16 protein-coding genes, 1 rRNA gene and 1 pseudogene are annotated in these 15338 nt (G+C 68.5%); 13 read left to right on the top strand and 5 right to left on the bottom strand.

The window, feature by feature from the left end:
- Window positions 1-12: 12 nt before the first annotated feature.
- The gene (locus ABZ412_RS25675; RefSeq protein WP_357284622.1) at window positions 13-471 is read right to left on the bottom strand and encodes an SRPBCC family protein; all 459 of its coding nucleotides are present in this window, start codon (window positions 469-471) and stop codon (window positions 13-15) included.
- A 262-nt stretch (window positions 472-733) separates the two neighbouring features.
- On the opposite strand from ABZ412_RS25675, the gene ABZ412_RS25670 reads away from it, so the two are divergent.
- The 10 genes from ABZ412_RS25670 (at window position 734) to groL (ending at window position 10259) form a co-directional block, all read left to right on the top strand.
- Window positions 734-934 (top strand): hypothetical protein, encoded by a 201-nt coding sequence (locus ABZ412_RS25670; protein WP_357284620.1) that lies wholly within the window; start codon window positions 734-736, stop codon window positions 932-934.
- A gap of 18 nt (window positions 935-952) precedes the next feature.
- A complete protein-coding gene (locus tag ABZ412_RS25665) occupies window positions 953-2626 on the top strand; it encodes an FAD-dependent oxidoreductase (protein WP_357284618.1) in 1674 nt (557 codons plus the stop codon).
- A gap of 12 nt (window positions 2627-2638) precedes the next feature.
- A complete protein-coding gene (locus ABZ412_RS25660; RefSeq protein ID WP_357284616.1) occupies window positions 2639-4120 on the top strand; it encodes an ATP-binding protein in 1482 nt (493 codons plus the stop codon).
- Complete coding sequence (locus ABZ412_RS25655) at window positions 4120-4473, top strand: UBP-type zinc finger domain-containing protein (RefSeq protein WP_357284614.1); 354 nt, start codon at window positions 4120-4122, stop codon at window positions 4471-4473. The genes ABZ412_RS25660 and ABZ412_RS25655 overlap by 1 nt, the downstream gene beginning before the upstream one ends.
- A gap of 132 nt (window positions 4474-4605) precedes the next feature.
- Window positions 4606-5061, top strand: a complete 456-nt coding sequence (locus ABZ412_RS25650) for a hypothetical protein (protein ID WP_357284612.1) — start codon at window positions 4606-4608, stop codon at window positions 5059-5061.
- Window positions 5062-5093: 32 nt separating this feature from the next.
- The gene (locus ABZ412_RS25645) at window positions 5094-5972 is read left to right on the top strand and encodes an RNA polymerase sigma-70 factor (protein ID WP_357284610.1); all 879 of its coding nucleotides are present in this window, start codon (window positions 5094-5096) and stop codon (window positions 5970-5972) included.
- 108 nt (window positions 5973-6080) lie between these two features.
- Window positions 6081-7163, top strand: a complete 1083-nt coding sequence (locus ABZ412_RS25640) for an FAD-dependent oxidoreductase (protein ID WP_357284608.1) — start codon at window positions 6081-6083, stop codon at window positions 7161-7163.
- Between the two features lie 66 nt (window positions 7164-7229).
- On the top strand, window positions 7230-7985 hold the full coding sequence (locus tag ABZ412_RS25635) for a Clp protease N-terminal domain-containing protein (RefSeq protein ID WP_357284606.1): 756 nt from the start codon (window positions 7230-7232) through the stop codon (window positions 7983-7985).
- Between the two features lie 106 nt (window positions 7986-8091).
- Window positions 8092-8394 (top strand): hypothetical protein, encoded by a 303-nt coding sequence (locus ABZ412_RS25630; RefSeq protein ID WP_357284604.1) that lies wholly within the window; start codon window positions 8092-8094, stop codon window positions 8392-8394.
- A 242-nt stretch (window positions 8395-8636) separates the two neighbouring features.
- On the top strand, window positions 8637-10259 hold the full coding sequence (groL, locus tag ABZ412_RS25625) for a chaperonin GroEL (protein WP_357284602.1): 1623 nt from the start codon (window positions 8637-8639) through the stop codon (window positions 10257-10259).
- Window positions 10260-10539: 280 nt separating this feature from the next.
- Here groL and ABZ412_RS25620 read toward each other — a convergent pair.
- Window positions 10540-10638: pseudogene (locus tag ABZ412_RS25620) on the bottom strand (phosphoribosyltransferase); the annotation flags it as partial.
- A 46-nt stretch (window positions 10639-10684) separates the two neighbouring features.
- Entirely contained in the window at window positions 10685-11386 is a 702-nt protein-coding gene (locus ABZ412_RS25615) for a TetR/AcrR family transcriptional regulator (RefSeq protein ID WP_357284600.1), read from the bottom strand.
- A 148-nt stretch (window positions 11387-11534) separates the two neighbouring features.
- Between ABZ412_RS25615 and ABZ412_RS25610 the strand changes: the two genes are divergently transcribed.
- Entirely contained in the window at window positions 11535-12485 is a 951-nt protein-coding gene (locus tag ABZ412_RS25610) for an NAD-dependent epimerase/dehydratase family protein (RefSeq protein ID WP_357284598.1), read from the top strand.
- A gap of 17 nt (window positions 12486-12502) precedes the next feature.
- Entirely contained in the window at window positions 12503-13579 is a 1077-nt protein-coding gene (locus ABZ412_RS25605) for a DUF4386 domain-containing protein (RefSeq protein WP_357284596.1), read from the top strand.
- Window positions 13580-13593: 14 nt separating this feature from the next.
- On the opposite strand, the gene ABZ412_RS25600 is transcribed toward ABZ412_RS25605, so the two are convergent.
- Together ABZ412_RS25600 and ABZ412_RS25595 are read right to left on the bottom strand one after the other, a co-directional pair.
- Entirely contained in the window at window positions 13594-14466 is an 873-nt protein-coding gene (locus tag ABZ412_RS25600) for an SDR family NAD(P)-dependent oxidoreductase (RefSeq protein WP_357284594.1), read from the bottom strand.
- A gap of 58 nt (window positions 14467-14524) precedes the next feature.
- Window positions 14525-14785 carry a hypothetical protein gene (locus ABZ412_RS25595; RefSeq protein ID WP_357284592.1) on the bottom strand — a complete coding sequence of 87 codons (261 nt, stop codon included), beginning with the start codon at window positions 14783-14785 and terminating at the stop codon, window positions 14525-14527.
- A 470-nt stretch (window positions 14786-15255) separates the two neighbouring features.
- Here ABZ412_RS25595 and ABZ412_RS25590 point away from each other — a divergent pair.
- Window positions 15256-15338, top strand: a 16S ribosomal RNA gene (locus tag ABZ412_RS25590); the annotation flags it as partial.

Below are 15338 nucleotides of genomic sequence, written 5' to 3'. Positions count from 1 at the left end.
CCGAACCTACGCTCAGCGCTCCAGAAGTTCCTTGATCCGGCCGAGGGTTTCGTTCATACCGTCGACCAGCCCGCCCTCGAAGGCCGCCTCGCCGCCGAAGACCTTGTCGACGGTGAACTGCAGCCAGCCCGGCAGCTTGCCCTTGGGCACGTCGCGGCGCTGGATCAGCTTGGTGCCGCCGGCCGCGGTGGGTTCGAGGGTGTAGCTCCAGACGGTGCCGTTCTCGTTCATCCGGAACGCCAGCGCGTGGTTCGGCTCGAAGCGCACGATCCGCGACGTGCTCGGGTACACGTAGCCCTCGGCCTTGTTGAGGTTCACCGTCCAGGTGCCGGTGCGGACCGTGCGGCCCAGCGGCTGCATGCGCAGGGTGTTGGGGCTGAACTCGCGGATTCGCTGCAGGTCGGAGACGACGCTCCAGACCTGGTCCGGCGCGGCCGCGATGTCGATGCTGGCTTCGAGGGTGTTCGGCAACGCTGCCTCCGGGGACGTGACGGTCGGTTACGGGCATCCTAGTTCGCGTGGCCTGGGTCACCGGGCGGCCGTGGCGTGGATCACCCGCTCCGACCTGGGCGTATGAAATGTGACCCCGCGGTCGTTCCCGGCGACCAGATCGCTTGGGTCACATTGTTGGGGTGTTGATGTCCGAAATGTAATGACTGGCGCACAATATGAGATAAACGAAGTTACAGACACAGCCACCTGCTTCCGACTGGGAAACGTGAGGTGATCGGCCGTGAACCTGCGTTCGCTTCTGCATCTGGAGAGCAAGACCGTCCCGCTCCTCCCTGCCGACGAGTCCGGAACCGATGCGGATTCCGCCGAATCCAAACCACCCGGCACGTCCGGCCGCAAGGCGAATCGGGCGCTCGAGGAACGCCTCGAGCGATTACTGACCCCGACCGAGATGGATCTCATTCAGCATCACCGAATTTGAGTCCGCGATACTGGTCAGGTGACTTCACCCTCTGCCGTCAAGCCGGCCATTCTCAGCGTCGACGACGACCCCGGCGTCTCGCGGGCCGTCGTGCGCGATCTGCGCCGCCGGTACGGGGCTGATTACCGGATTCTGCGGGCGGAGTCCGGCGCGGACGCCCTCGATGCCCTGCGTGAGATGAAACTGCGCGGCCAGCCGGCCGCGGTGCTGATCGCCGACTACCGGATGCCCGGGATGAACGGCGTCGAATTCCTCGAACAGGCCATGGACCTGCACCCGTACGCCCGCCGGGTGCTGCTCACCGCCTACGCGGACACCAATGCCGCGATCGAGGCCATCAATGTGGTGGACCTCGACCACTACCTGCTCAAACCGTGGGACCCGCCGGAGGAGAAGCTCTACCCGGTCGTCGACGCCCTGCTGGAGGCCTGGCGCGGCGACGAGCACAAGCCGGTGACCGAGACCAAGGTGGTGGGCCACCGCTGGTCGGCCCGCTGCTCGGAGGTGCGGGAGTTCCTGGCGCGCAACCAGTTGCCGTATCGCTGGTACCAGGTCGACGAGCCGGAGGGCGCGCGCCTGCTGACGGCGGCGAACGCCACCGAGGACCAGTGCCCGGTCATCATCAGCCCCGGCGGCGACGTGCTGATCATGCCGACCGACGCGCAGCTGGCCGAGGGCGTCGGCCTCAATACCGACGCCTCCAGCGACTTCTACGACCTGATCGTGGTCGGCGGCGGACCCGCCGGGCTGGGCGCGGCCGTCTACGGCGCCTCCGAGGGCCTGCGCACCGTGCTCGTCGAACGCACCGCCACCGGCGGCCAGGCCGGGCAGAGCTCCCGCATCGAGAACTACCTCGGCTTCCCCGACGGCCTGTCCGGCGCCCAGCTCGCCGACCGCGCCCGCCGCCAGGCCGTGAAGTTCGGGGCCGAACTGATCACCGCCCGCGAGGTGGTGGCGCTGGAGGCCTGCGGGTCGGCGCGCGTGGTGAAGTTCGCCGACGGCGGCAGCGTCGCCGCGCATTCGGTGCTGATCGCCACCGGCGTCAACTACCGCCACCACCCGGCCCCCGGCGTCGACGACTACACCGGCCGCGGCGTCTATTACGGCTCCGCCATGACCGAGGCCAGCGACTGCGCCGGCAAGGACGTCTACATCGTGGGCGGCGCGAACTCGGCGGGTCAGGCCGCGGTGTTCCTGTCCCGCCGGGCCCGCACCGTGCACATCCTGGTGCGCGGTGAATCGCTCGAGGCGTCCATGTCGCACTACCTGATCCAGCAGATCGCGCAGATCCCGAACATCAAGGTGCACACCCGCACCGAGGTGGTGTCCGCCGACGGCGACGACCACCTGGAGCGGATCGTGCTGCGCGATAACGCCTCCGGGACGGAAGAAAAGGTGGACGCCGAACGGTTGTTCCTGTTCATCGGCGCCGCACCGGAAACCGACTGGCTCGACGGCATCGTCAAACGCGACGACGCCGGCTACGTGCTGGCCGGACCCGATCTCATGGTGGACGGCGAACGGCCCGCGGGCTGGGAACTGCCGCGTCCCCCACAGCATCTGGAGACCAGCGTGCCCGGCGTCTTCGTCGCCGGTGACGTGCGTTCGGAATCGGCGAAGCGGGTGGCCTCGGCGGTCGGCGAGGGCGCGATGGCCGTCATGCTGGTGCATCGATGGCTGGCGAAACAGTAGGAGTAGGCGCATATGGGCAACACCCGATTGATCTGCGACCCGAACGAACTGCGGCACCTGTTCCTGTTCGAGAAGCTCGACGACGAGCAGCTGGCCTGGCTGTGCCGCGACGGGCGGGTCGAGATGTTCGAGCCCGGACTGGTTTTCCGTGAGGGCGACCCGGCCACCTGCTTCTACGTCCTCATGGACGGCGAGGTGCGGCTGACCAAGATGTCGGGCGGCGAGGAGATCGAACTCGTCCGCACCGAGCATGTCGGCTCGTACTCGGGCGCGTGGACCGCCTATATGGGCGACAAGGTCGAGCAGACCTACACCGCGTCCTTCTACGTGACCCGGCCCTCGAAGTTCTTCGTCCTCGACGCCGGAACCTTCGCGAAGATGATGCAGGACTGGTTCCCGATGGCGCTGCACCTGCTGGAAGGGGTCTTCTTCGGCAATCGCAATGCCAATGAGCGCATCGGCCAGCGGGAACGGCTGCTGGCGCTGGGCTCGCTGTCGGCGGGCCTGACCCACGAGCTGAACAATCCGGCCGCCGCCGCCGTGCGCGCCACCTCCTCGCTGCGCGAGCGGGTGGCCGGGATGCGGCACAAGCTGAAGATGATGGCGCACGGCAAGTTCAACTCCGAGACGCTCGAGGCGCTGGCCCAGTTGCAGGAGGAGGCGGCCGCGCAGGTCGCCAAGGCCCCGGTGCTGACGCCGCTGGAGGCCGCCGACCGTGAGGACGAGCTGGGCGACTGGCTCGAGGACCACGGGGTCGGCAACAGCTGGGACATCGCGCCCAACTTCGTGCAGGCCGGTTTCGATCTGGACTGGATGGAGAGGGTGCACGGCACCCTGTCCGGTTGCGGCGGTGACGTCTTCGAGGCGGCCATGCGCTGGCTCAACTACACCGTCGAGACCGAGTTGCTGATGAACGAGATCACCGACTCGACGAACCGGATCTCCACGCTGGTGCACGCGGCCAAGCAGTACTCGCAGATGGACCGGGCCCCGTTCCAGGTGGTGGATCTGCACGAACTGCTGGACAGCACGCTGGTCATGCTGGCCCGCAAGATCGGCGACGACATCACGGTGGTCAAGGAGTACGACCCGGCGCTGCCGCCGGTGCCGTGCTACGCGGCCGAACTCAACCAGGTGTGGACGAATCTGATCGACAATGCCGTGTCCGCGATGGGCGGGCGCGGTACGCTCACCGTCCGTACCTATCGCGAGAACGAGTGCGCGGCAGTGGAAATCGGCGATACCGGGCCGGGCGTGCCGGACGAGATCCGCACCCGCATCTTCGAACCGTTCTTCACCACCAAACCGGTGGGCGAGGGCACGGGGCTGGGTCTGGACATCTCTTTCCGGATCGTGGTGAACAAGCATCACGGCGATATCCGGGTCGAATCCGAGCCCGGGAGTACGCGTTTCATCGTGCGGCTGCCGCTGGAGGCGGCGAGCCCCGCGCCGGCCGAGGCCGAAGCGGAACCGGCGACGACAGGAGGCAACTGATGACCGAGCAGATCAAGGGCATCGATCCGAGCGTTCCGCCCAGCGGGGCGGGCTGCGCGGAGTGCGACGCGGCCGGCGGCTGGTGGTTCCATCTGCGGCGCTGTGCGGAGTGCGGCCATATCGGTTGTTGTGACAACTCGCCGAGTCAGCACGGCACCAAGCACTTCCGCGAGACCGGGCATCCCTTCATTCAGAGCTATGAGCCTGGTGAGGACTGGTTCTACAACTTCGAGACCGAGGATATGTACAGCGGTGGTCCCGAACTGGCCGCCCCGACCTCGCATCCGGCCGATCAGGGGGTGCCGGGCCCGCGTGACCGGGTGCCCGCGGACTGGCAGCAGCGCCTGAACTGACCCGCTCACCGGCCGGTAAAAACCGGCCGACCAGACTTTTCCTTTCCGGCTCCGGCGGAGCCGGGTACGCTGCTGCGAGCGCCGGGCCGGTCCGGCGATTCGGCACTCTCGGGAAAGTTCGGAAAGCAGGGTATGAAGCGTCTTTCGATGGTCGCCCTCACCGCAGGTGCGATCGCCCTCACCTTGGGCGCGGCTCTCACTGGCTGTGGTTCGGACAAAGCCGGTAGCAGTAATGGCCTGAAACAGGCCGAGACCACCACCGCGGCGGCCAGAACCACCAGCGCCGCCCCGACCACGGCCGCGATCCCGGCCGAGTCGCCCGTCGACGCCCCCGCCGCGGTCCCCACCGCCGCGACGGTGGCCAAGAAGACCAGTGCCCCCAACGGCGCGCAGACCACCTGCGCCGACTTCCGCGACCTCACCGAGGACGCCGAACGGCAGGTCATCCAGCAGGTGCTGGCCGCGCACCCGGGGTCCTTCCTGGACGGCAGCCCCAATGCCGCGCTGAGTACGGCGAAACTCGCCTGCATGTCCGGAAATTACGCCAACACCCCGGTCGCCGTCGCGATCCGGGTGGCGCCCAAGTAGTCTCACGGGAGAATTTCCGGGAGGCGGCACACGTGGTGGAATTCGAACGGCACCGGCCGCGTCTCTTCGCGCTCGCGTACCGCATGCTCGGATCCGCCGCCGAGGCCGAGGACGCCGTCCAGGAGACCTACCTGCGCTGGCACGGCACCGATCGCACCGACATCCGTTCCGTCGAAGCCTGGCTGACCACTATCCTGGTGAATCTCTGCCGCACCTGGCTGGATTCGGCCCGCGCCCGCCGCGAGACCTACGTCGGGCCCTGGCTGCCCGAACCGGTCCCCACCGGCCACGGCGAACTCGGCCCGCTGGAATCGGCGGAACAGCGGGAACTGGTGTCGATGGCGTTCCTGGCGCTGGCCGAACGGCTCAGCCCCACCGAACGCGCGGTGTTCGTGCTGCGGGAGGCCTTCGGCTACGCGCACCGCGAGATCGCCGACATGCTCGGTCTCACCGAATCCAATGCGCAACAGGTGTACCGCCGCGCCGCGCACCGGGTGCACGAGGAGAGGCCCCGCTTCGAGTCGGCCCCGGCGCACGCGCGGGAACTGGTCGAAAAGTTCCTCAGCGCAGCGCAATCCGGTGATCTCGCCGCGCTGGAGTCCATGTTCACCGCCGATATCGTGGCGCTGGCCGACGGCGGTTCGAAGGTCAATGCCGCGAAGCGGCCGATCGTCGGCGCGGAGAAGGTGGCCCGCTACCTGCTGGGTCTGTTCGGCAAGATCCCGAGTTTCGGCGCCGACATCAGCGTCGTGATCGAAGAGGTCAATGCCGCGCCCGCCTTCGTGGTGCGCGCGGACGGGGCCGTGCTCGGCACCATCTCCGTCGGCTTCGACGGCGACTCGATCGCCTCGGTCCAGCTCGTGGTGAACCCGGACAAGCTGGCCTATTTCGCGTCGCACGATCGAGTGTGACGCGGGGAACACCTGGATTCTGTCAGGGATCGCGGGGCTGTCCGGTCTAGAGGGTGTCGGCTACCGAGCGGGGCCGACTGTGTACCTGAAGTGAAAAGGAGCACTCTCATGACCGGGCAGCATCGAATCGTCGTTCTGGGCGCGGGCTACGCGGGACTGGCCGCGGCGCGGGAAGCGATCAAGGCCAAGGGCGCGCACGTCACCGTCATCGACCTGCACACCGAATTCGTGGACCGGGTGCGGCTGCACCAGGTCGCCGCCGGGCAGGACGTGGCCCGCTGGGAACTGCGGAAGACCTTGGCGGCCAAGGGGATCGAGTTCGTCAACGGCCGCGCCGAGCGCATCGACACCGAGGCTCGCCGCGTCGAACTGGCCACCGGCGAGGCCGTCGCGTACGACTCGCTGATCTACGCCCTGGGCAGCCGCGCCGACCTCTCGATGGTGCCCGGCGCGGCCGAATTCGCGCACACCGTGGCCACCTCGGAGGATGTGCGCCGGATTCCCGCCCTCGCCGGCCGGGTCGCCGTGGTCGGCGGCGGGGCGACCGGCCTCGAGACCGCCACCGAACTGGCCGAGAGCAACCCCGGCCTCGAAGTGGTGCTGGTCAGCTCGGACGAGCCGGGCGGCTGGCTGATCCCCAAGGCCGTCGCGCACATTCGCGCCGTCCTGGATCGGCTCGGCGTCCAGGTGCGGGTCGCCAAGGTGGCGGCGGTGACCGGCACCGGCCTCGACCTGGTGGACGGCGACCACGTCGACGCCGACATCGTGCTCTGGACAACGGGTTTCAAGGTGCCCGAGGTGGCTGCCCGCTCGGGTCTGCCGGTGGACGGACGGGAACGGGTGCTGGTCGACGACCGGCTGCGGGTCCGCGGTCTCGCCGATGTGTACGCGGTCGGTGACGCGGCGGTGATGATCGGGCACAACGGCCGCGAGGCCCGGATGTCGTGCCAGGCCGCGCAGCCCGCGGGCAAGTACCTGGGTGCGGCCGTCGCGGCCCGGCTGCGTGGCAAGCAGCCGGGGCCCTTCACCCCGCGCTTCGTCCTGACCTGTATGAGCCTGGGCCGCCGCGACGGTCTGGTCCAGTTCATGAAGGCCGACGACTCGAACGGCAGCATCGCGCTGACCGGCCGTACGGCGGCGTGGATCAAGGAGCAGATCGTGGGCGCGGTGGGCCGGGCTGCCAAGCTCTGACCGACACGCCGAAGAATCGTCAACCAATGGTTGACCAATCCATCTTGGTCAACCTAAAGTTGACGCATGACGAACTCGATCCGCCTCGACGACCTGATCGACGGCATCAAGAAGGCCCGCCCCGACGACGTGCTCGAGCAGCTCTCCGACGCCGTGGTGCTGGGCAACCACATCGGCGAGGTGGCCGACCATCTGATCGGCCACTTCGTCGACCAGGCCCGCCGCTCCGGTGCGTCCTGGACCGATATCGGCCAGAGCATGGGCGTCACCAAGCAGGCCGCCCAGAAGCGCTTCGTCCCCAAGACCCCCGCCGACGCCGGACAGGCGGCGGCTCTCGACCCGAATGCCGGTTTTGCCCGCTTCACCCCGCGCGCCCGCCAGGTGGTGATGGCCGCCCAGGAGGAGGCCCGGGCCGTCGGCAATCTGGAAACCCGCCCCGAACACCTGATCCTCGGCCTGCTCTCGGAGCCGGAATCGCTCGCGGTCAAGGTGATCGAGGCCAAGGGCATCTCCGCCGACGCCGTCCGCCGGGTGGCCACCGCCGCGCTGCCCGCCGCCACCGGTGATCCGGTTCCGCCGCTCATCCCCTTCGACGCGCAGGCCCGCAAGGCCCTCGAGCTGACGTTCCGTGAGGCGCTGCGGCTCGGCCACAACTACGTCGGCACCGAGCACCTGCTGCTCGCCCTGCTCGATCTGGAACACGGTGCGGGCATCCTGTCCGGCCTGGGTCTGGACAAGGACGCGGTGCAGGCCGACGTCGCGGGCCTGCTGGCGTCGCTGACCGCGCCCGCCGCGCCGGCGGGCACCGAGGACACGCAGTAGTCCGCGTGTCGTTCCGCCCCGCTGCCGACCTGGTGATGTAAGCCCGGTACCGATGTCCTCGCGCCGGATCCCCTGGGGAGCATGTTGCGGCAGATACGATTGTGGAATGGCGGACGACGAGGGTTCCGACCTAGTTGCGGGGGAGCAGCGCGCTGACCTGCTGCGCGCGCTCAGCTATGTCTCCACAGAGGACACGCCCGACGGCGGCTACATCGTGAACGGAGACCTCCCACCCGAGGTCGCGCCTCCGTTCATCCGGGCGATCATGCGTATCGAAGCCGAACTCCTGCTGCAGGACGCCGAACTCGTCACCATCGAGCACGGCGAGCCCCGCACTCCCGAGGAGCGCCGCACGGATGCGCTGATCGCCCTGCTGCTGCGGGTCGACGACCGCTCGCACTTCTCGTAGTAGCGGGCGGGCGGCCGGACCGCACGAGGCGACTCGTGCGGTCTTGCGCGCGTTCCGGGGCCCGGCCCCAACCTTGCAGTCGCAGGGGGTGAGTGCTAGAAATGGGTTTGGCACTCCATACCTGTGAGTGCTAGGTCGGGGCGGTGAGGCCGGGCTGGTTAACAAGCTCCTCGGTCGTCCGTCGCGGGCACCATGCCTGGCCAGAACACTGTCAATCCCCAGATCTGGAGGATCTCAACGCAATGGCCAAGACAATTGCGTACGACGAAGAGGCTCGCCGCGGTCTCGAGCGTGGTCTGAACGCCCTCGCTGACGCCGTCAAGGTGACCCTGGGCCCGAAGGGCCGCAACGTCGTGCTGGAGAAGAAGTGGGGCGCCCCCACCATCACCAACGACGGTGTCTCCATCGCGAAGGAAATCGAGCTCGAGGACCCGTACGAGAAGATCGGCGCGGAGCTCGTCAAGGAAGTCGCGAAGAAGACCGACGACGTCGCGGGTGACGGCACCACCACCGCCACCGTGCTGGCCCAGGCGCTGGTCCGTGAGGGCCTGCGCAACGTGGCCGCCGGCGCCAACCCGCTCGGCCTGAAGCGCGGCATCGAGAAGGCCGTCGAGGCCGTCACCGCCAAGCTGCTCGACACCGCCAAGGAGGTCGAGACCAAGGAGCAGATCGCCGCCACCGCCGGTATCTCGGCCGGCGACTCGTCCATCGGTGAGCTGATCGCCGAGGCCATGGACAAGGTCGGCAAGGAAGGCGTCATCACCGTCGAGGAGAGCAACACCTTCGGTCTCCAGCTGGAGCTCACCGAGGGCATGCGCTTCGACAAGGGCTACATCTCCGGTTACTTCGTGACCGACCCCGAGCGTCAGGAAGCGGTCCTCGAGGACCCGTACATCCTGCTCGTCGGCTCGAAGATCTCGACCGTCAAGGACCTGCTGCCGCTGCTGGAGAAGGTCATCCAGGCCGGCAAGCCGCTGCTGATCATCGCCGAGGACGTCGAGGGCGAGGCCCTGTCGACCCTGGTCGTGAACAAGATCCGCGGCACCTTCAAGTCCATCGCCGTCAAGGCGCCGGGCTTCGGTGACCGTCGCAAGGCCATGCTGGCCGACATCGCCATCCTGACCGGTGGCGAGGTCATCAGCGAAGAGGTCGGCCTCTCGCTGGAGACCGCCGGCATCGAGCTGCTGGGCCAGGCCCGCAAGGTCGTCATCACCAAGGACGAGACCACCATCGTCGAGGGCGCGGGCGACGCGGAGGCCATCAAGGGCCGCGTGCAGCAGATCCGCACCGAGATCGAGAACTCGGACTCGGACTACGACCGTGAGAAGCTGCAGGAGCGTCTGGCCAAGCTGGCCGGCGGTGTCGCGGTCATCAAGGCGGGCGCGGCCACCGAGGTCGAGCTCAAGGAGCGCAAGCACCGCATCGAGGACGCCGTCCGCAACGCGAAGGCCGCCGTCGAAGAGGGCATCGTCGCCGGTGGTGGCGTGGCCCTGCTGCAGTCGGCTCCGGCCCTGGACGCGCTGACCCTGTCGGGTGACGAGGCCACCGGTGCGAACATCGTTCGCGTCGCGCTGTCCGCGCCGCTGAAGCAGATCGCCTTCAACGCGGGCCTGGAGCCCGGCGTCGTCGCCGAGAAGGTCTCGAACCTCCCCGACGGCCACGGCCTGAACGCCGACTCCGGCGAGTACGTCGACCTGCTGGCCGCCGGCGTTGCCGACCCGGTCAAGGTCACCCGCTCGGCCCTGCAGAACGCGGCCTCCATCGCGGCCCTGTTCCTGACCACCGAGGCCGTCGTCGCCGACAAGCCGGAGAAGGCCGCCCCCGCGGGCGACCCGACCGGCGGCATGGGCGGCATGGACTTCTAGTCCGCCGTTCCGGCAACGGAATTTGATCGACCTGAGCCCGGTCACCTCACGGTGACCGGGCTCAGTGCTGTGTGCGGTGAGGTTCGGCAACGAAATCGAACGACCTGGGCTCGGTCACCTCACGGTGACCGGGCCCAGCGCTGTGCGTGGTGAGGATCGGCACCGACAACACTCGGCGGCGGCCCGACCCCGAGCCCCGGTGGGAAACCGCGAATGCCGGGCCGGAATCGGCGAATGGCGGGCCCACATTGTCGCTCCGAGGAGGCGGGCGGGTGTTGCCTGCGACCAGCACGGTGGCGCCGGTCAGGTCGGCGGCGCTGGGCACCGGCGGCGGCATGACCGGCAGGTCCAGGCGATCGTCGACGCCGGTGTAGAACTCGGAGATCGTCGTGTGCGGGCCGAGGTCGTCGGGTGGCGGGTTGGAGTCAGTCGGTGGTGGGGAGGCCGACGAGGTCGGCCATCAGGTTCATGTGGTGGTGGAAGTAGTCGGCGACGGCTTCGATGGTGCCGTCGAGGCGGCCGAAGATCTCGAAGGTGACCAGGCCGAAAAGCTGTGTCCAGCCGACGAATACGCGATCGAGGGCCTCCTCGGGCAGGTCGGCGGACTGTTGTTCGATGAGGGCGCGGAGGTCCGCGCGGACGGGGGCGGGCAGGGGGGTGGGCAGGGCGGCGGGGGTGAGTTGGTCGGCGGCCGCGGCCCGGGTGGCGATGCCCGCGAGCAACAGGACGACGGTGGCGGCGGGGCCGACGGTGTCCTTCGGCGCGTCGTAGCCGGGGATGGGACTGCCGTAGAGCAGGCCGTATTCGGTGGGGTTGGCGAGAGCCCAGTCGCGGACGGCGGTGCAGACCGAAAGCCATTGTGCGCGTGCGTTATTCGCATCGGCGGCGTCGTGAGCGGCGGTGGCGGCCGCGCCGAGGGAGCGGTAGCCGTCCAGGATGAGCGCGGTGAGCAGGTCGTCGCGGCTGGGGAAGTAGCGGTACAGCGCGGAGGCGACGATGCCGAGGTCGCGGGCGACGCCGCGCAGCGACAGATTGGCGCCGTCGGTGGCCAGCCGCGTGCGGGCGGTGGCCTTGATCTCCTCGATCATCTCGGTGCGGACGCGGGCGCGCAGGGATCCGGCGGACATGGTCGCAGTGTAGAGAACAGGAAACCGTTGAGAGAACGGTAGGCGACTGAGAGAACAGTGTTCTTGACAGGAAACGGCGTGCACTCCTACCGTCGAGAGTGCGAGAACAGTGTTCTCGGAACACACATCCGACAGGATCGAGGACCCCATGTCCCTGCACGTCGTCATAGGAGCGGGCCCGGTGGGCACGGCCACCGCGCGGCTGCTCGCCGCCCGGGGCGACCACGTCCGCATCGTCACCCGCAGCGGCTCCGGCCCCGAGCACCCGAATATCGACCGCGTCACCGCCGACGCCACCGACCCGCAGGCGCTGCTCGCCCACTGCCAGGGCGCGACCGCCCTCTACCAATGCGCCCAGCCCGCCTATCACCGCTGGTCACAGGATTTCCCGCCCCTGCACCACGCCGTTCTGGCGGTGGCCGAGCGCTCCGGCGCGCCCCTGATCACTGTCGGAAACCTGTACGCCTACGGCGAATTCGACGGCCCGGTCTCCGAGTCCCACCCGGTGCGCCCGAACTCGGTGAAGGGCCGAGTTCGCGCGGACATGTGGTCCGAGCAGTTGGCCGCCCACCGATCCGAGCGCATCCGCACCGCCGAGGTGCGCGGCTCGGACTACCTCGGCCCGGCCGCGACCTCGGCTTTCACCGTCATGGTGTTGCCGGCCGTGCTCGCGGGCAAGCGGGCCCTGGCTCCCGCGGACCTGGATGCCCCGCACAGCTGGACCGCGACCGCGGACGTCGCCCGCCTGCTGGTCGCGATCGCCGACGACGAAACCGCCTGGGGCCGAGCCTGGCACGTGCCCACCGCGCCGCCGCTGTCGATCCGAGCCCTCGCCGACCTGACCGCGTCGGTGGCCGGCGCGCCGACCGCCCGCATCGGCCGCCTGCCCGCCGCACTGCTCTGGGCGGCGGGCTTGTTCAACCGCGACGCCCGCGAAATGCGTGAGCTGCGCTATCAGTTCGACCGCCCCTTCGTCCTGGACTCTTCCGCCGCCACCAGCCGTTTCGGGCTCGCGCCAACGTCGCTCGAGGACACCCTGCGCGCCACGCTCCACGAACTTCCCGGCGGCGTTCCCGCTCGCACCGCCGCGGGAAGGTAGGTCACGCGATGTCTCCGATGCGCGATTCCGTATCGCCCGGCGCTCCTGACCCGGCGAGCATCGTTGCGTCCACCACCGCCCAGGTCGCGAGCGCTGACGGTGTGCCCGCCACCGCCCAGGTCTCCGGCGCTGACGGTGTGCCCGTGGCGGCCGAAGCCGCACACGCGAACGCCGTGCTCGCCTCCCACCCGGGCCGCGCAGTCGTGAACGCAGTGGTGCCGGCCGGTTCCGATCGGCGGAGGGTCGACGTCGCAGGGACGCTGATCATGCCCGCCCAGGTCCCGGACGGCGCCTCCGCTGCCGCCGAGTTCCGGAGCACGGGCGGCGTATCCACGGCAGTCGAGTTCACCGACGCGGCCGGTGTCCCTGCCGGTACCGGCGGCGCGGCCGTGACCGCTGTGACGCCAACTGCTTCCGACCGGCGAGCGTCCGGCGCTGCGAGGGCGCTGCTGGTGCCCGCGTTGATCGTCGCGGCGGTGGTGTCCATGAACGCTGGGTTCGCAGGCTTGGGCGCGGTCTTCGATTACCCGCGGGTCTTGTCCCGTCCGGGCACGGAGGTACTGGCATCGTTCCGGATGCACGAGTCCGCGGTGGTCGCCTGGTTCTCGGTGCTCGTGGTCGGCGCGCTGCTGTTCGTTCCGATCGCGCTGGGGGTGGGCCGTCGCACGGATTCGCCGCGCATGCGCTGGGCGGTGCGCGCCGGGGTGGCGGCGGGGGTGGTGCAGGCGGTCGGCCTGTCGCGCTGGCCGCTGCTGGTGCCGGGGCTCGCCACTCGTGCGGCTTCCGAGGTCGGAAGTTCCACGGCGGTCACCGAATTCGAGTTCTGGAACAGGCTGTTGGGCTCGTTCGTCGGAGAGACGCTCGGCTACTCGTTGACCGCCGCGTGGACGGTGCTGGTGGTCTCGGTCCTGCGGCGCGAGGGCTTCCCGCGCTGGTTCGCGGTCCTCGGCACGACGTCGGCGGCACTGATCCTGCTCGGTGTGGCTGCCCCGTGGCAGCTGGCGGGTGCGCAGCAGGCGAACTTCGCCGGGTATGTGCTGTGGAGCGGGTGGATGCTGGGGCTGGCCGTGTTGTGGGGCCGCCATCGCGGGTGACGGCGGCCGGGTGTTCACATGCCTTGGCGGAAGCGGGCGTTGCGAATGGTGTCGGCGCGTTCGGGGAGAACGCTGTCGATGAGCGCGGCGACCCGGCCCATGACCGGGGCCAGCCGGCGGGGGCGGTCGATGATGGCGTCGCAGATGATCCGGCCGCCTTCGTCCGCGGTGAGCGCGTTGGCCGTGGCCTGCTGGTAGACGGGGTTGGCGGTGATCATGTCGGTGCGGACGAGGGGGAGGTAGATCGAGGTGAATCGGAGGTTCTCGGTCTGGGTCTCGGCTTGCAGGTTGGTGCTGAGCGAGTCGAGGGCGGCCTTGGACGCGACATACGCGGCGTAGCCGGGCCCGCCGTACAGGTTGGCGAGCGACAGGATGTTGATGATCTGTCCGTCGCGGCGGTCCCGCATGGCGGGGGCGAAGGCGAGGATGAGGCGGACCGCCGCGAAGTAGTTGAGCCGCATGGTGCGCTCGTAGTCGTGGAAGCGGTCGTAGGACTCGTCGAGCCGGCGGCGAATGGATCGCCCGGCATTGTTGACGAGGATGTCCACCCGGCCGTGATCGGCGAGCACCTTCGCGGTCATGGCGTCGAGCGCCTCGAAGTCGTTGAGGTCGCAGGGGTAGGCGGCGGCCCGCCCGCCCGCGGCCTCGATCTCGGAGACCGCGTCGGAGAGCTCGTCCGCGCGGCGCGCGACCAGGAGAACGGTGGCCCCGGCCGCGCCGAGCTGCACGGCGGCGACTCGTCCGATTCCCGAGGAAGCCCCGGTGATGAGCACGGTCCGGCCCGCGACGGCGTCGGCGAGGGTGCGGTCGCGCCGCAGCCGGGACAGGCTGACCTGGGTGTCGAGGCCGTGGCGGATCTTGTGCAGCAGTCCACTGATGTCGTGCATGCCCAGTGATGCTAAGTGCCGCACCGGGATTCGGTGGGGGTTCGGATTCGTGTCCCGGTCAGCGCCGGGGATGACGTTCGGAGAGCATGGCGGCGGCATCGATGGCACGGATACCGAGGAGTGCGGCGGCGGCCGCGACGGTTGCGTGCGTGGCGGGATCGTCGGGATGCGCGGGGTCGAGGAGGAGCTCCACCAATTCCATGGCGGCGATCGCTTGTTCACGGGTGACGAGGCGCCCGGGCAGCCAACTAACGCGCCAGTCGGTTTCGTTATTGCCGGGGAGTCTTTCCGCGAACTCGTCGGCGATGCCACTCGTCATCGACCAAGCACACACGTACACCCGCGAATTATGCCTCTGACCAGCCGATTTGACTTCTGTTCGTAGCAACACGTAACTTAGTCCAGGTCAGAGCGACACGGACACCGACCCGGAGCCCCAAGGGCCTGGGAAACGAGGTTGGACGAGGAGCGCCTGACAATCACACTAGTTCCACCTGACCAGCGGATTTGGTTCCGCTGATACGGCTGGGCTAAGCTGTAAAAGTTGCCTCACGATCGAGCGGGACTAAGAGCCCGGGAGATCGTTTGTGCGTGTGTTCTTTGAGAACTCAATAGTGTGTCGATGAATGTCAGTGCCAAATAATATATTTGGTTCCAATCATTCTCACCCCCGTGAGGGTGGTTGGACATTTAAGTCGGTCAATTTTCCGACCGACTAATTTTGCTAGGTTTTCGGACTCTGGTTCGAGATACTTCTGATTCGCTGCTTCGGCAGTAAATCTAGAGTCTTCAACGGAGAGTTTGATCCTGGCTCAGGACGAACGCTAGCGGCGTGCTTAACACATGCAAGTCGAGCGGTAAGGCCCTTCGGG

This window comes from Nocardia sp. NPDC005746, from assembly GCF_040630785.1.
In the GTDB taxonomy this organism is placed as follows: Bacteria; Actinomycetota; Actinomycetes; order Mycobacteriales; family Mycobacteriaceae; genus Nocardia.
The sequence above is the reverse complement of the archived record's forward strand: the minus strand, read 5'-3'. Positions and strand labels throughout refer to the sequence as shown.

Bases quoted from the DNA above. Each gene is read 5' to 3' on its own strand.
- ABZ412_RS25595 (WP_357284592.1), bottom strand. From the start codon at position 14,785: ATGACGAGTGGCATCGCCGACGAGTTCGCGGAAAGACTCCCCGGCAAT.
- ABZ412_RS25660 (WP_357284616.1), top strand. From the start codon at position 2,639: ATGGGCAACACCCGATTGATCTGCGACCCGAACGAACTGCGGCACCTG.
- ABZ412_RS25605 (WP_357284596.1), top strand. From the start codon at position 12,503: ATGCGCGATTCCGTATCGCCCGGCGCTCCTGACCCGGCGAGCATCGTT.
- ABZ412_RS25640 (WP_357284608.1), top strand. From the start codon at position 6,081: ATGACCGGGCAGCATCGAATCGTCGTTCTGGGCGCGGGCTACGCGGGA.
- groL (WP_357284602.1), top strand. From the start codon at position 8,637: ATGGCCAAGACAATTGCGTACGACGAAGAGGCTCGCCGCGGTCTCGAG.
- ABZ412_RS25650 (WP_357284612.1), top strand. From the start codon at position 4,606: ATGAAGCGTCTTTCGATGGTCGCCCTCACCGCAGGTGCGATCGCCCTC.
- ABZ412_RS25655 (WP_357284614.1), top strand. From the start codon at position 4,120: ATGACCGAGCAGATCAAGGGCATCGATCCGAGCGTTCCGCCCAGCGGG.
- ABZ412_RS25630 (WP_357284604.1), top strand. From the start codon at position 8,092: ATGGCGGACGACGAGGGTTCCGACCTAGTTGCGGGGGAGCAGCGCGCT.
- ABZ412_RS25600 (WP_357284594.1), bottom strand. From the start codon at position 14,466: ATGCACGACATCAGTGGACTGCTGCACAAGATCCGCCACGGCCTCGAC.
- ABZ412_RS25610 (WP_357284598.1), top strand. From the start codon at position 11,535: ATGTCCCTGCACGTCGTCATAGGAGCGGGCCCGGTGGGCACGGCCACC.
- ABZ412_RS25635 (WP_357284606.1), top strand. From the start codon at position 7,230: ATGACGAACTCGATCCGCCTCGACGACCTGATCGACGGCATCAAGAAG.
- ABZ412_RS25615 (WP_357284600.1), bottom strand. From the start codon at position 11,386: ATGTCCGCCGGATCCCTGCGCGCCCGCGTCCGCACCGAGATGATCGAG.